Here is a 13,840-nt window from a genome sequence, read left to right as displayed (position 1 = left end):
CGGTGCCTTGCGATCAAGCGCGGTTTCGGCCCTGCGGTATCAGGGCTTTAGACGCCAGCCGGTGCGGAAGATCCAGGCGAGCGCGATAAGGCACAGCGCCATGAAGCTGGCGGTGAACGCCAGGCTCGCCGCCACGCCCACGTCGCCGATCCCGTAGAAGCTCCAGCGGAAGCCGCTGACGAGATAGACCACGGGATTGAACAGGCTGACCGTGCGCCACGGCTGGGGCAGCATGTCGATCGAATAGAACGCCCCGCCCAGGAACGTCAGCGGCGTCACGACCAGCGAGGGGATGATCGCCAGCTGCTCGAAGCTCTTGGCCCACAGCCCGATCAGGAACCCGAAGAGGCTGAAGGTAATCGAGGTCAGCAGCAGGAATGCCACCATCCACACCGGGTGCAGGATGCGCACATCTGTGAAGAAGGTCGCCGTGGCGAGGATGATCAGGCCGATCACGACCGACTTGGTCGCCGCCGCCCCGACATAGCCGATCACCGCCTCGACCGCCGACAGCGGCGCTGACAGGATCTCGAACATCGATCCGGTGAACTTGGGAAAGTAGATCCCGATCGAGGCGTTCGAGATGCTCTGCGTCAGGAGGCTGAGCATGATGAGCCCGGGCACGATGAACGCGCCATAGCCCACCCCGCCGACCTGGCTCATCCGCGACCCGATGGCCCCGCCGAAGACGACGAAGTAGAGCGCGGTCGTAATCACCGGCGTCGCGATGCTTTGCCACACGGTGCGCAGCGCCCGGGCCATCTCGGTGCGATAGATCGCCCAGATGCCGTGAAAATTGATGCCGCTCATGCCGCTTGCTCCACCAGGGTCACGAAGATGTCTTCCAGCGAACTGCGTCCGGTATCGAGATCGCGATAGGCGATGCCCAGTTCGCTAAGCCGCTGGAGCAGCGCCGGCATCCCGGTATCATCGGCCTCGGCGTCGAAGCTGTAGGCCAGATGCAGGCCATCCTCGCTCAGCGTCAGTGGCCAGGCGGCAAGTTCAGCCGGCACGCTTTCCAGCGGGGACTGCAGCGTCAGCGTCAGCCGGCGCTTGCCCAGCTTGCGCATCAGCGTGGCCTTGTCCTCCACCAGCAGCAGGCGCCCGCCGCTGATGACCCCGACCCGGTCGGCCATCTCCTCGGCTTCCTCGATGTAATGGGTGGTCAGGATGATGGTCACACCGCGCTCGCGCAGCTTGCGCACCAGCGCCCACATGTCGCGCCGCAGATTGACATCGACGCCGGCGGTCGGCTCGTCGAGGAACAGCAATTCGGGCTCATGGCTCAGCGCCTTGGCGATCATCACGCGGCGCTTCATGCCCCCCGACAATTCCATCGTCCGGGCATTGCGCTTGTCCCACAAGGACAGGTCGCGCAGGATCTGCTCGATATAGGCCGGATCGGGCGCCTTGCCGAACAGGCCCCGGCTGAAGCGTACGGTGTCGATGACCGAGGCGAACATGTCGAGCGCGATTTCCTGCGGCACCAGTCCAATCCGCTCCCGCGCCGCGCGGCGCGCACCGTCGATGTCGTAGCCCGCCACGCTGACGCTGCCGTTACTCCGCGTGACCGCGCCGCAGACGATGCTGATGAGCGTGGTCTTGCCCGCGCCATTGGGGCCGAGCAGCGCGAAGATCTCGCCCCGCTCGATGGTGAGGTCCACGCCCTGAAGCGCCGTGTGACCGGACTTGTACTGCTTGCCGAGTGCTTCGATCGAGAGGATCGGTGGCATGAAAGCTCCTTGGGGGGACAGGAGAAAAAGCGCACCAAGGCATGCCGGCATCGCACCCGCACCCTCGCGCGGCGCGTCGCTAGCACCGATCCATCGCGGCGAGTAGCCGTCTTGGCGTGTGGTTTGCAGGCAGGACGCACAATCCGGGGCCGAGATACCTCCAAAGGTGATGAAACACCCTCTGGTCATCCTGTCGATGCAAGGCGATCAGAACGAATATATGAAGCTCGCCATCATCAGTTCACCGCGTTGCGGAAATACCTGGCTGCGCCGCGTTCTGGCCGAGGGGCTAGATCTGCAGGAAATGGCGGTTCACAATTTTCTCGATGTCGGGGCGGTGCCCGACGCGTGCATTCTACAATTGCACTGGTACCGGGAACCGAATTTCCAGGTTTTCCTTCAGCGACACGGCTTCAAGGTCATCACGCTCGCGCGTCATCCGCTCGACATCCTCCTCTCGATGCTTCGTTTCATCCGGTATGAACCCGAGACAGCCCGGTGGCTCGAAGGCAACTGCGCTATTCCGGCATCGCTGACCTCGGCGACACCGGCATCACCCGAATTTCTCGAGTACGCGCTAGGCTTCGGCTTCGAAAACCTGCTGTCCGTCAGCTACCAGTGGTGGCACGACGAAGCGGCCATCAAGGTTCGGTACGAACAGCTCGTTGCGGCCCCGGAAATCGAAGTGGCAAGGCTCGCTCACCGCCTGGACGCGCCAGTAGATCCCATCCTGGCTGCACTCGCCCGAAACCCTCTGGGACGATTGCAAGCGACTCCCAATCGGCATGGCTGGCGAGGACAACCAGGGCTATGGCGCGAATTGATTCCTCGACCCACCGCCGTCGCCATTCACACCCACTATCGCACTCTGTTTAGACGGATGGGATATACAATTGAACGCGGTGGCGTGGCTCGGCAAGACGCCGAACGCCGATGGTTGCAGCTGGCCGAGTGACCGCCAGATCTCTCGACCCGATGCGTCGTAAAATTTCCGCATCGGAGAAGGCTATTCAAAGGCAGGCCCGGCCCTGTTTAGGAAGCGTCTGGCTTTGAAGAGTGATGGCGGAGCGGGAGGGATTCGAACCCTCGATACGCTTTTGACGTATACTCACTTTCCAGGCGAGCGCCTTCGACCACTCGGCCACCGCTCCGCATGCTCTGGAAGGGGCGCCCTAGCGACCCCGGCGGGGTTGCGCAAGGCCGGTTTGGCGGCCAGAACGGCAAAATGTCGATACGTCGCTTGCTCGCCTTCGTGATCCTCTCGGCCGCGTCCCCTGCGGCGCTCGCGCTCACGCCTGCCCTGCCGGCGCCCGAGGTCGCGCCCTCGGAAATCGTCGCTGCGGCGCCGGCCGAGGCCTGGACCACGATCGCCGCGGACCAGTTGCTGGTCATGGATCTGGCCCCCGATGCTGCAGGTCATGCGCGCCGGGTGGTGATCCAGCTGGTTCCGGCGCCGTGGTCGCAAGGCTGGGTCGGCAATATCCGCAAGCTGGCCCAGGCGCATTGGTGGGACGCGACCGCGATCACACGCGTGCAGGACGGCTATGTCGTGCAATGGGGCGATCCCGATGCCGAGAACAAAGCGCGCGCCAAAGCTCTGCCGTCAGGTTTGCTGACGACATCTCAGGGCGGCTATGTGCTGACCGGCGGGGCGGCGCCGCCGTTGTCGGGGCCAAAGCTGGCCGATGCGCCCTATTCGGCCAAGATACGCTACTTTGCGGGCTGGCCCATCGCCATGGAAGCCGGCCACGCGCCTGCCACCTGGCCGGTGCACTGCTATGGCACGGTCGGCGTCGGCCGCGACATGCCGCCCGATGCCGGCACCGGCGCCGAACTCTATGCGGTCATCGGCCAGGCGCCGCGCCAGCTCGATCGCAACATCGCCGTCGTCGGCCGGGTCATCGATGGCATGGAATGGCTGTCGAGCCTGCCGCGTGGGCACGGCGAGATCGGCTTTTACCAGACCCCGGCCGAACGCACGCCGATCCGCAGCATCCGCCTGGGCAGCGAGGTACCCGACCTCGGCACGTGGCAATACCTGTCGACCGACAGCCCCGCGTTCGCCCGATACGTGGCGGCCCGCGCCAATCGCCGCGACGCATTCTACGTCCGCTCGGCCGGCGGGGTGGACGTGTGCAATGCGCCCGTGCCCATCCGCCGCGCGCTCGCGAAACGCTGATTTTTTGGGGGGAGACGCCGGCCTTCCCCCCGGTCGCCACATCGTCAGACGCGGTCGGCTTGCGCCACCGCATCGCTGGCGCGCAGGGCGCTGGTAATCCGGGTCAGGTGCGCCAGATCGCGCACCTCGAGATCGACCAGATAGGTGTGGAACGGGTTTTCGCGCTGGGTCATTTCGAGGTTGACGACGTTGGCGTGGTTCTTGGCGAAAATCCCCGCCATTTCCGCCAGGGTGCCGGGCCGGTTGTAAAGCTCGGCGCGAATGCGGCCGACCGCGCCATCGGTGCGCTTGTCCCACGACAGGTCGATCCAGTCGGCATCCACCCCGTCCGCCAGCGTTTCGCAGTCGATCGCATGGACCTCGACGCCCTTGCCCGGCCGGCGCAGTCCGACGATGCGGTCGCCGGGCACCGGATGGCAGCAATCGGCCAGCTTGAAGGCCATGCCCGGTGTCAGGCCCTGCACGGCGATAGCCCGCTGCTGGCGCGGCCATTCCTCGGCCTCGGGCAGGTTGGCGGTGCTGCCGGGCACCAGCGCTTCCATGACCTGGCGATCGTCGAGCTTGGCCGTGCCGATCGCGACCATGAGGTCTTCCTCGGTGTTGAGCTTGAGCCGCTTGACCGCGTCGGCCAGCGCCTTCTTGCCCACCTGCGTCGGCAGGCGCTCGGCAATTTCCTCGTAGAGCTTGCGGCCGATCAGGGCGACCTCAGCGCGTTCCTTCTGGCGCACGGCGCGGCGGATCGCGGCGCGGGCCTTGCCGGTGACGGCGAAGCCCAGCCACGAAAGCTGCGGCTCGTTAGTGCGGCTCTTGATGATCTCGACCACGTCGCCGTTGCCGAGCGGCGTGCGCAGCGGCACGTGGCGGCCGTTGATCTTGGCCCCCACTGCCTGCGCGCCGAGGTTGGTGTGCACGGCGAAGGCGAAGTCGATCGGCGTCGCGCCCTTGGGCAGCTGGAACAGCGACCCCTTGGGCGTGAAGGCGAATATGCGATCCTGGTAGATCGCCATCTTGGTGTTCTCGAGCAGTTCCTCTGCATCATGGCTCGCATCAAGGATCTCGACGAGGTCGCGCAGCCAGCCCACCTGGCCATCGGGCTCCCCGCCCTGCTTGTAGGCCCAGTGCGCGGCAAGACCATATTCGTTGCGATGGTGCATCTCGCTGGTCTTGATCTGCACCTCGACGCGCCGCGCATTGTTGTAGATCAGCGAGGTATGCAGGCTCTTGTAGCCGTTGATCTTGGGCGTCGAGATGTAGTCCTTGAAGCGCCCGGGGATCATCTGCCAGGTCTGGTGCAGCACGCCCAGCGCCTGGTAGCAGGCGGCGGTGTCGTCGACGAGCACGCGGAAGGCCATGATGTCGGTGATCTGCTCGAACGACACATGGCGTTCGGCCATCTTCTTCCAGATCGAGTAGGGATGCTTCTCGCGGCCGGCCACCTCGACGCGCAGGCCCGCTTCGGCCAGCGCCTGCTTGATCGATAGCGCGATGTCATCGACCTCGCCGCCGCCCTCGCTGCGGATCGCGGCAAGCCGGCCGGTGATCGTGGCATAGGCCTCGGGCTCGAGCTGCTCGAAGGCGAGCAGCTGCATCTCGCGCATGTATTCGTACATGCCCACGCGCTGGGCCAGCGGCGCGTAGATCTCCATCGTCTCGCGCGCGATGCGCCGGCGCTTGTCCTCGCTCTTGATGTAATGGAGCGTGCGCATGTTGTGCAGGCGGTCCGCCAGCTTGACCAGCAGGACGCGCAGGTCCTCGCTCATCGCCAGCAGGAACTTGCGCAGGTTCTCGGCCGCGCGCTCGCTCTCGGTCATCGTCTCGATCTTGGAAAGCTTGGTCACGCCGTCGACCAGGCGCGCCACGTCGGCACCGAACAGCCGCTCGATCTCCTCGGTCGTTGCCAGCGTATCCTCGACCGTGTCGTGCAACAGCGCGGTGACGATGGTTTCCTGGTCGAGCTTGAGCTCGGTCATCAGGCCCGCAACCTCGACCGGATGCGAGAAATAGGGGTCGCCGCTGGCGCGCTTCTGGCTGCCATGCTTCTGCACGGTATAGACATAGGCGCGGTTGAGCATGGCCTCGTCCGCCTGGGGGGCGTAGGCCAGCACGCGTTCGACAAGTTCATATTGGCGGAGCATTACCCGGCCTAAATGGGGGAAAGACAAGCGAAAGGGCAAGGGGAATTGCCACGATCACTGTGATCGGAAGCCCACGTGCCCCCCTGTTCCCGTGCACGCGATCGTAAAACACGTCGATTAACCCAACCGAGCAATCATGCCAGCGAGTTCGGCCTGCCGCGTGATTCCAAGCTTGCCGAATACCGCCTTCAGATGCTGTCGGACAGTGTGCTCGCTGATGGCAAGGCTGGCCGCGACCTTTGCAATGGCATTGCCCTCGCCCACCGAGGCGGCGACGTCCGCCTCACGCGGTGTCAGATCGAAAAGCACCATCAGATCGTGCCGGCTGGCCCGAACCGGCTGGTCTAGATCGGTCACGGTGATGAGCGCAACGGGATGAAAGATCGCGAAGGCATCGGCCATCGCGGTCAAAGGCAAGGCGCGCAGGATGAGGCCGCGCGGCGCATCGATGGACGCCAGCCGTACCGGTGCCGGTGGGGCATCTGTAATACCGGCACGGATCGCGCTGGCGACGAAACGCTCGACCAGGCTGCGGTGCTGCGGCGCAATCCCAACGAGCCGGGACCGGCGTACCCCGAGCACACGCCCGGTACGCAGGACGCGGGCAAAGCCCGATGAGCATTCGGCCACGCGCCCGGCCCGATCCAGCAGGGCGAAGGCGCGTTCGCTTCCCAGAGCGTCCAGCGCAACAAGGTCGTTGCGCAACCGGTTTGCCGACAACGCCCGGCCTACGGCGACGGCATTGACCAGGTGCGGCGTCATCCGCGTGAAAACCGCGCGATGGTCGTCACTTGCCAGCCCGTGCTGCTTGCTGAAACTCGCCGTCAGAAAGCCGGCATGACTGCCGCGGTTAAGGATCTTGCCACCGATGATATAATGATACGGCGCCCGGCCCAGCCAATCGAGAAACTCATCGAGATGAGGATCGCCCGCCCTCAGAAGTGTGCGGTCGTCGGCAATATGTCCTTCGGGCATTGCGACCGCCCGCGCGATGCGTGGATTGATGTGGAAGACCCGCTCTTCGTAAGCGCGCCGCACATCGTCGTCGAGCGGGACCACATTTTCGATATGTGCGGCGCCAGTGGCCAGGTCCGTCAGTTCCAGTGTGCATGTCACCGCGCCCAGAGCATCGCTCAATGCCGCCATGGCCGGCATCCACCCGGCAGGATCGATCGCTGCCTGGGTAAACTGCCCGATCAGCCGATCGACCGTTTCCGCATCAGGCGTCACGCCAGCCTCCGCAGCGAACCGTCCAGCCGCTCCGTCTTGTTGAATCGCATCGCGCTCCCCGAGATTCGCCTGATGGTCTCAATTCATGGCGCCCCGTGCAAGTAACAACACATCAATTCGGCCACCTTCCCCTGTTTGGGGGAAGCTGGCGGCGTGATTGCGGGATAAGTGCCCCACTGCGGTTCAGAAATGGCATTGGTCCCTCGCCGCGACTATTGTCGCCTGCTGTCGGCCATCTGCCACTGACGACACCCGCACCGAGACTTACGTATCGCCGAAAGGGATTTGTTATGAGGGCATTAGGGGGTTTTCGCAATCGCACGACCGTCGTGGTTACAGCGGGGCTGGTCATTCTGGGGGCGGCCACGGCAAGCAATGTCGCCCTGGCGCAGGACGGGTGTGCCTCGTATCGACAGATAACGCACAGTCCATCTCCTGAAGGTGCCCTCGCCTCGCTGCGCCATCTTATCGAGGTTCTCGAGGCGGCAATCGCTGCGATGGATTCAAAATGCGATTTTGCCATCGAGAACCTCAGCCCCAGCCAGCAAATCGAACAACGCCAGGCTTTCGTCGATCGCCTGCGCCAAACACGAGAGGCCTGCAGCCAGATCGCGTCAGGCTCGTCATGCTGATCCGCATGCCCCCCTGTCTCCGACGGACCATTATCGCCGCCGTCACGTTCGCCGGGGCGGGCATTTCGGGGCTTGCGGGGCTAGCACATGCAGCCCCCAACAGCTGGTCGACCCACGCCGCCGGCGCGTGCAACGTCATCGTCAATTCGGGCAATCTCTACGGGTTCGAAAACCCCGTGGCCGTCACGAAGGTCACCTGGTCCGGCGGCTGCACAGGCGGCCAGGCGGACGGCAGCGGCGTGATGATCGTCTACTTCCGGCAGGACAACGCCCAGATCTACGCCGATTACCACTGCACGTTCGTGCGCGGGCTGATGCAGGGGCCGTGGCGCCAGGCCAGTTTCGAAAAGATGCCCGGATACACCGGAAAGACCGGGCCGGGAGACCCGGCATACATTGGCTCGGCGATCTATACCAACCTGGAACTGGCGGACGGCTGCGTCCTGCGTTTCGAGGGAGAACCGGTCCCGGCGGGGTGTAACAGGGTCACGGGACGCCAGATGGCACAGTCCGCGCTTCAAGCAGCACCCCGCCCTTCGATTACGCCGCAGACCCAGGGGAGCCGGCGCGTCCCCCAAGGCGAGGGTTCACGCGTTTCCCAGTAACCCACGCGCGCCCGGCCACCTTAGCCGGGCGCGTTGTGCCCCAGCATAGGCAAGGCACCCGCGATCTCCAGTGGCAGCCACCCTTGTTCCCGCGGATCGGCAAACACCTCGACAAAGCGGGCATAGGGGGTGAATCCTTGCCCCATGTAGAACGCCAGGGCATGTGGCCCATCCAGCGTGCAGGTATGGACCCAGACCCGCTCCACGCCCGCGCGTCCCCAGGCGCGTTGCAGTGCGCGCCGCATCAGCCATTTGCCGAAGCCCTTGCCGGTCGCGCCGGGGATCAGTCCGAAGAAGGCGATCTCGGCCTCGCCGCTCTTGCGGAAATCGAGTTCGAGCATGCCGATCTCCACCCCGGCGCGGTCGGCCACGGCATAGACCTCGACATCGGCATCATGGACGATCGCAGCCAGCGCAGCGTCGTCCAGCGCGAGGCGCGACCACCACAGCCAGGGCGCGCCGACGCGGCGGAAGAGCATCCGGTATTTCCCGGGCTCGGGCGCCTTCCAGCGCACGAGTTGCAACGGCACGTCGGCCTCGGGCGTCAGGCGCCTGAGGCTTGCCGGCGGCGCGCGCATCTCCAGCGCGGTCACCACAGCCGTGAGATCACCGGGCGCGACCGGGTGGAAGCCATGCGCCAGGGTCGCGCCCGATTGCCCGATCGCCATTAGCTCCAGACCGCTTCGGGCGGCAGGCTCATCAGGATGGCGTCGATGTTGCCGCCGGTCTTGAGGCCGAACAGCGTGCCGCGGTCGTAGACCAGGTTGAATTCGGCATAGCGCCCGCGCCACTGCAGCTGCTGCAGCTTGTCCGCCTCGGTGAACGGCATCGCCATGCGCCGGCGCACCAGGCGCGGGTAGACATCGAGGAAGGCCTCACCGACATCGCGGGTAAAGGCGAAGTTCTCTTCGAACCCGGCGTCGTCGGCGCATTCGAGGTGATCGTAGAAGATCCCGCCGACGCCGCGGTGCACCTTCCGGTGCGGGATGTAGAAGTACTCGTCGGCCCAGGCCTTGAAGCGGGGATAGTACCCCTCGTCATGCGCGTCGCAGGCCGCCTGGAAGCGGGCGTGGAAATCGGCCGTGTCCTCTTCATAGGGCAGCGGCGGGTTGAGATCGCCGCCGCCGCCGAACCAGGCCTTGCGCGTGGTCAGGAAGCGCGTGTTCATGTGCACCGCGGGCACGTGCGGGTTGGCCATGTGCGCGACGAGGCTGATGCCGGTGGCGGTGAACGCCGGGTTCTCGGGATCGGCACCGTTGATCGTGCGGGCGAACTCGGGGCTGAAGGTGCCACCGACGGTCGAGACGTTGACACCCACCTTCTCGAACACGCGGCCCTTCATCAAGCCCTGCACCCCGCCACCGCCATTGGCGACAGGCTCGCCCTCGTGCTCGCGGTTCCACGGCGTGTAGGTGAAGCGCGCATCGCTGCCCGCCTCGCGCTCGATGGCTTCGAATTCGGCGCAGATGCGGTCGCGCAGGCTCTCGAACCAGGTCCGGGCGCGGGCGGTGTGCGGGGTCCAATCGGTCATGCCATCTCCTTGCCGCACCGCGCTTGCCAAATCGGCGGGGCTGCGGCAAGGGGAAGCCATGGTTCCCCTTTCGTTCGCGCCGTTCGAGTTTGCCGGGCACGAGTTGCTGCTGGGCACCGGCCGCGCCGTCTATTGGCCGGCCGAGCAGGCCCTCATCGTCGCCGACCTCCATCTGGAAAAGGCGAGCTGGTATGCCCGCGCCGGGCAGATGCTGCCGCCGTACGACAGCCGCGAAACGCTCGAGCGGCTGGCCGCGCTGGTCGATGCCACCGGCGCCCGGCGCGTGCTGTGCCTGGGTGATAATTTCCACGACGCTCACGGGCCCGCGCGCCTCGATGCCGTCGCCGCCGATCGGCTTGCCGCGCTTGCCCGCCGCGTCGATTGGGTCTGGGTCACCGGCAATCACGACGAGAAGGACGGCGCGGCGCACGGGACCATGCTGCCCGAACTGGCACTGGGCGGGCTGATGCTGCGCCACGAGGCGCGCAGCATGGAAACCATGCCCGAGCTTTCGGGCCACTACCACCCGCAGATGCGCGTCGCCGCGCGCGGCCGCAGCGTGCGCCGCCCCTGTGCCGTCGTCAGCGAGCGCAAGCTGGTGATGCCGGCTTTCGGCGCGCTGACCGGGGGCCTCGACGCCGCCCATCCTGCGCTGCTCAAGGCCCTGCAGCCCGCGCGCAGCATCGCCGCGCTGGTGCCAACCGCGTCGCGCGTGGCCCGATTTGCGTTGTGGCAGGCACAGGCCGCTTGAAATCGGGGCTTTGCGTGCCCACTTTGTGGCCAAGGCTCTTTATCTGCGCCGCCATTGTGGTATGTGCGCGACCCTGAGTCTTATCCAAGACACACCGGATCAACTGTTCAGGAGAAAGCACTATAGCTCCCCCACCCCGGCGCATATTGGCGCCCCCCGTCAAGAGTGGCCCTCGCTTCAACCAGATGATCAACGTGCCCAAGGTGCGCGTGATCGATGAGAACGGCGAAAACCTTGGCGTGATGTACACCCGCGAAGCCATCGATCAGGCAGCCGAGGTTGGGCTGGACCTGGTCGAAGTGTCGCCCAACGCCGACCCGCCGGTGTGCAAGTTCCTCGACGTGGGCAAGTTCCGCTACGAGGCGCAGAAGAAGGCCAACGCTGCCCGCAAGAGCCAGAAGACGCAGGAGATCAAGGAGATCAAGATGCGTCCGAACATCGATGATCACGACTATGACGTGAAGATGCGCAACGTGCAGCGCTTCATCGAGGACGGTGACAAGGTGAAGGTGACGCTGCGGTTCCGCGGTCGCGAGCTTTCGCACCAGCAGCTGGGCATGAACCTGCTCAAGCGCGTGCAGGAAGACGTGGCCGAAGTTGCCAAGATCGAAGCCTTCCCCCGCATGGAAGGCCGGCAGATGCTGATGGTTCTCGCCCCCAAGGGCTGACGACCTTCACCAACCTGAACAAGGAAGGCGCGCCGCAGGGTGCGCCTTTTTTGTATGCGCGCCGCGGATGGTCAGTCGGCCACCTGGGTGAAATCGGTCAGCGCCGCATCGCGCAGCCCCCGCCACACCCGCAAGGCCTGTGCCGTTTCGGCGGCGTCGTGCACGCGCACCAGCTGGCAACCCGCATCCGCCGCGCGAATGGCAAGCTGCAACGATCCGCCAAGCCGCTGGTGCGCCGGCGCCTCGTTCGATAGCGCACCGATCATCCGCTTGCGGCTGGCACCGAACAGGATCGGTTGGCCCAGCGCATGAAACAGCGGCAGCGCGTTGATGAGGGCCAGGTTCTCGGCAAGCGTCTTGCCGAAACCGATGCCCGGATCGATCAGGATCTTCTCGCGCGCGATCCCGGCGACGACGGCGGCATCGCGGCGCTCGCGCAGTGCATCGAAGACATCGAGCACGACATCGTCGTAGCGCCCGTCGGCATGCAGGTCCGCCGCATCACCCGGCGCGTGCATCAGCACCACGGGTGCTCCGCTGGCCGCCACGATCTCCATGCTGCGCGGATCGTGCCGCAGTGCCGAGACGTCGTTGACGATATGCGCCCCGGCCGCAAGCGCGGCGGCGATGACGCTCGAGCGGCGGCTGTCGATCGAGATCGCGGCACCGGCGGCCGCGAGGCGCTCGATCACCGGGACGACCCGCTTGATTTCATCGCCTTCCCACACCGCCGGGGCATTGGGCCGCGTGGACTCGCCGCCGATGTCGATGACCGCGGCGCCGGCCTCGAGCATGGCGTGGGCATGCGCCAGTGCCACGTCGGGCTTGTCGAGGAATTGCCCTCCATCCGAAAAGCTGTCCGGCGTCACGTTGAGGATGCCCATGACCAGGGGCTGGTCGAACCGCAGCAAGCGCTCGCCGCACCCGATCGGTGCGTGAACCCGGCGCAAGTCCGCCCACTGCGCCTGGGCATCTTGGCCGAGCGCATCAGGCAGCGCGGCGATGGCGTCAGGCATGCCATCCGCGCCCACCACCCGGCGCGAGACGACGCGCCCGCCCTCGCGGACGATCACGGCGAAGCGGCTGGCGCAGGCCAGACCCCCGGCCAGGCGAACGGCCTGCCCCTCGTCGGCCTGCGGGCTGTCGGCCAGCGCGACCGGACGCAGATAGACCTTGCGGCTCATGGCCTTGCGCCCGGCCCGCTCAGTCTTCGACCGCCAACAGGTAGCGCTGGCGCAGCACGTCGATCGGCTTCATCTCGCCCTGGTCCATGACGTGCCAGAACGTCCAGCCATTGCACGAGGCGGCGCCCTGCACCTTCGAACCCATGCCGTGGATCGAGCCGCTGTCCTCGCCGACCGCGATGCTGCCATCGGCGCGCACGGTCGCCTGCCAGCGGCGCTTCTTGTCGGCCAGCACGGTGCCCGGCGTCAGCCAGCCCGCCTCGACGAGCGAGCCGAACGGGACCTTGGGCGCGGCCCGCTTGCTCTGCATGGTCTTGAGCGCGCTTTCGTCGAGCGGCAGCGCCATCGCAATACGCTCCTCGGCGACCTCGATGTAATTGTCCTCGCGCTCGCAGCCGATCCAGTTGCGCCCCAGGCGCTTGGCGACCGCGCCGGTGGTGCCGGTGCCGAAGAACGGATCGAGCACCACGTCGCCGGCATTGGTCGTCGCCAGAAGCATGCGATAGAGCAGCGATTCCGGCTTCTGAGTCGGGTGCGCCTTGGTGCCGTTGCGCTTGAGGCGCTCCTTGCCCGAACAGATCGGCAGGACCCAGTCCGAGCGCATCTGCAACTCGTCGTTGAGCGTCTTCATCGCGCGATAGTTGAAGGTGTACTTCGCCTTCTCGCCCTTGGCGGCCCAGATCAGCGTCTCGTGCGCATTGGTGAACCGCGTACCCTTGAAGTTCGGCATCGGATTGGTCTTGCGCCAGATGATGTCGTTGAGGATCCAGAAGCCCATGTCCTGCAGCATGGTGCCGAGGCGGAAGATGTTGTGATAGCTGCCGATCACCCAGATCGAGCCATTGGGCTTCAATAGGCGATAGGCCTCGGTCAGCCATTCACGGGTGAAGCGATCGTAGACCGCGAAGCTGTCGAACTTGTCCCAGGCATCGGTGACGGCATCGACATGGCTGCCATCGGGACGCGCCAGATCGCCGCCGAGCTGGAGGTTGTAGGGCGGGTCGGCGAAGATCATGTCGATTGATCCGCTCGGGAGGCTGCGCATCATCTCGATGCAGTCGCCCTTGAGGATACGGTTGAGCGGCAGGACGGGCGCCTGGACCTGCGCCGCCTTGAAGGCCCGCAGGGCGCGTGCGCGCGGTTTGACTGCCGTAACCATGAACTTTCCTTCCAACATCGCGTGAACGAGGCG

Annotated in this window: 14 protein-coding genes and 1 tRNA gene; 6 read left to right on the top strand and 9 right to left on the bottom strand. The window is 65.7% G+C overall.

The genetic code is table 11. The features are described from left to right. Positions 1-39 precede the first annotated feature (39 nt). Both V7Q48_RS02830 and V7Q48_RS02825 read right to left on the bottom strand, forming a co-directional pair. Entirely contained in the window at positions 40-810 is a 771-nt protein-coding gene (locus V7Q48_RS02830; protein WP_333836141.1) for an ABC transporter permease, read from the bottom strand. Continuing rightward, complete coding sequence (locus V7Q48_RS02825) at positions 807-1,733, bottom strand: ABC transporter ATP-binding protein (RefSeq protein WP_333836139.1); 927 nt, start codon at positions 1,731-1,733, stop codon at positions 807-809. The genes V7Q48_RS02830 and V7Q48_RS02825 overlap by 4 nt, the downstream gene beginning before the upstream one ends. Before the next feature lie 169 nt (positions 1,734-1,902). On the opposite strand from V7Q48_RS02825, the gene V7Q48_RS02820 reads away from it, so the two are divergent. After that, positions 1,903-2,688, top strand: a complete 786-nt coding sequence (locus tag V7Q48_RS02820) for a hypothetical protein (protein WP_333836138.1) — start codon at positions 1,903-1,905, stop codon at positions 2,686-2,688. Positions 2,689-2,793: 105 nt separating this feature from the next. Here V7Q48_RS02820 and V7Q48_RS02815 read toward each other — a convergent pair. Further along, positions 2,794-2,884 (bottom strand) — tRNA-Ser (locus V7Q48_RS02815). Between the two features lie 74 nt (positions 2,885-2,958). Between V7Q48_RS02815 and V7Q48_RS02810 the strand changes: the two genes are divergently transcribed. Beyond that, complete coding sequence (locus tag V7Q48_RS02810; protein WP_333836137.1) at positions 2,959-3,912, top strand: peptidylprolyl isomerase; 954 nt, start codon at positions 2,959-2,961, stop codon at positions 3,910-3,912. Positions 3,913-3,956: 44 nt separating this feature from the next. Here V7Q48_RS02810 and V7Q48_RS02805 read toward each other — a convergent pair whose 3' ends face one another. Together V7Q48_RS02805 and V7Q48_RS02800 are read right to left on the bottom strand one after the other, a co-directional pair. After that, positions 3,957-6,047 (bottom strand): RelA/SpoT family protein, encoded by a 2,091-nt coding sequence (locus V7Q48_RS02805; protein ID WP_333836136.1) that lies wholly within the window; start codon positions 6,045-6,047, stop codon positions 3,957-3,959. A gap of 117 nt (positions 6,048-6,164) precedes the next feature. Continuing rightward, positions 6,165-7,277, bottom strand: a complete 1,113-nt coding sequence (locus tag V7Q48_RS02800) for a helix-turn-helix transcriptional regulator (protein WP_333836134.1) — start codon at positions 7,275-7,277, stop codon at positions 6,165-6,167. A gap of 329 nt (positions 7,278-7,606) precedes the next feature. Between V7Q48_RS02800 and V7Q48_RS02795 the strand changes: the two genes are divergently transcribed. Together V7Q48_RS02795 and V7Q48_RS02790 are read left to right on the top strand one after the other, a co-directional pair. Beyond that, positions 7,607-7,909: a hypothetical protein gene (locus tag V7Q48_RS02795; RefSeq protein WP_333836133.1), complete on the top strand. Its 303-nt coding sequence runs from the start codon at positions 7,607-7,609 to the stop codon at positions 7,907-7,909. Continuing rightward, a complete protein-coding gene (locus V7Q48_RS02790; protein WP_333836132.1) occupies positions 7,903-8,514 on the top strand; it encodes a hypothetical protein in 612 nt (203 codons plus the stop codon). Before V7Q48_RS02795 ends, V7Q48_RS02790 begins: the two co-directional genes overlap by 7 nt. Positions 8,515-8,534: 20 nt before the next feature. Here V7Q48_RS02790 and V7Q48_RS02785 read toward each other — a convergent pair whose 3' ends face one another. Together V7Q48_RS02785 and hemF are read right to left on the bottom strand one after the other, a co-directional pair. Then, complete coding sequence (locus tag V7Q48_RS02785) at positions 8,535-9,182, bottom strand: GNAT family N-acetyltransferase (RefSeq protein ID WP_333836131.1); 648 nt, start codon at positions 9,180-9,182, stop codon at positions 8,535-8,537. Continuing rightward, entirely contained in the window at positions 9,182-10,045 is an 864-nt protein-coding gene (hemF, locus tag V7Q48_RS02780; protein ID WP_333836130.1) for an oxygen-dependent coproporphyrinogen oxidase, read from the bottom strand. Before hemF ends, V7Q48_RS02785 begins: the two co-directional genes overlap by 1 nt. 58 nt (positions 10,046-10,103) lie before the next feature. On the opposite strand from hemF, the gene pdeM reads away from it, so the two are divergent. Beyond that, positions 10,104-10,796 (top strand): ligase-associated DNA damage response endonuclease PdeM, encoded by a 693-nt coding sequence (pdeM, locus tag V7Q48_RS02775; RefSeq protein WP_333836129.1) that lies wholly within the window; start codon positions 10,104-10,106, stop codon positions 10,794-10,796. A gap of 143 nt (positions 10,797-10,939) precedes the next feature. Then, the gene (gene infC / locus V7Q48_RS02770; protein WP_333836284.1) at positions 10,940-11,464 is read left to right on the top strand and encodes a translation initiation factor IF-3; all 525 of its coding nucleotides are present in this window, start codon (positions 10,940-10,942) and stop codon (positions 11,462-11,464) included. 71 nt (positions 11,465-11,535) lie between these two features. Here infC and folP read toward each other — a convergent pair whose 3' ends face one another. Continuing rightward, positions 11,536-12,648, bottom strand: a complete 1,113-nt coding sequence (folP, locus tag V7Q48_RS02765; protein WP_333836127.1) for a dihydropteroate synthase — start codon at positions 12,646-12,648, stop codon at positions 11,536-11,538. A 19-nt stretch (positions 12,649-12,667) separates the two neighbouring features. Continuing rightward, positions 12,668-13,807: a site-specific DNA-methyltransferase gene (locus V7Q48_RS02760; protein ID WP_333836126.1), complete on the bottom strand. Its 1,140-nt coding sequence runs from the start codon at positions 13,805-13,807 to the stop codon at positions 12,668-12,670. Positions 13,808-13,840: the final 33 nt, after the last annotated feature.

The organism is Novosphingobium sp. (assembly GCF_036803765.1).
In the GTDB taxonomy this organism is placed as follows: Bacteria; Pseudomonadota; Alphaproteobacteria; order Sphingomonadales; family Sphingomonadaceae; genus Novosphingobium.
The sequence above is the reverse complement of the archived record's forward strand: the minus strand, read 5'-3'. Positions and strand labels throughout refer to the sequence as shown.

What these genes read in the sequence shown, in the direction of transcription:
- V7Q48_RS02830 (WP_333836141.1), bottom strand. Translation starts at nt 810, where the DNA reads ATGAGCGGCATCAATTTTCACGGCATCTGGGCGATCTATCGCACCGAG.
- V7Q48_RS02825 (WP_333836139.1), bottom strand. Translation starts at nt 1,733, where the DNA reads ATGCCACCGATCCTCTCGATCGAAGCACTCGGCAAGCAGTACAAGTCC.
- V7Q48_RS02820 (WP_333836138.1), top strand. Translation starts at nt 1,903, where the DNA reads ATGAAACACCCTCTGGTCATCCTGTCGATGCAAGGCGATCAGAACGAA.
- V7Q48_RS02810 (WP_333836137.1), top strand. Translation starts at nt 2,959, where the DNA reads ATGTCGATACGTCGCTTGCTCGCCTTCGTGATCCTCTCGGCCGCGTCC.
- V7Q48_RS02805 (WP_333836136.1), bottom strand. Translation starts at nt 6,047, where the DNA reads ATGCTCCGCCAATATGAACTTGTCGAACGCGTGCTGGCCTACGCCCCC.
- V7Q48_RS02790 (WP_333836132.1), top strand. Translation starts at nt 7,903, where the DNA reads ATGCTGATCCGCATGCCCCCCTGTCTCCGACGGACCATTATCGCCGCC.
- V7Q48_RS02785 (WP_333836131.1), bottom strand. Translation starts at nt 9,182, where the DNA reads ATGGCGATCGGGCAATCGGGCGCGACCCTGGCGCATGGCTTCCACCCG.
- hemF (WP_333836130.1), bottom strand. Translation starts at nt 10,045, where the DNA reads ATGACCGATTGGACCCCGCACACCGCCCGCGCCCGGACCTGGTTCGAG.
- pdeM (WP_333836129.1), top strand. Translation starts at nt 10,104, where the DNA reads ATGGTTCCCCTTTCGTTCGCGCCGTTCGAGTTTGCCGGGCACGAGTTG.
- folP (WP_333836127.1), bottom strand. Translation starts at nt 12,648, where the DNA reads ATGAGCCGCAAGGTCTATCTGCGTCCGGTCGCGCTGGCCGACAGCCCG.
- V7Q48_RS02760 (WP_333836126.1), bottom strand. Translation starts at nt 13,807, where the DNA reads ATGGTTACGGCAGTCAAACCGCGCGCACGCGCCCTGCGGGCCTTCAAG.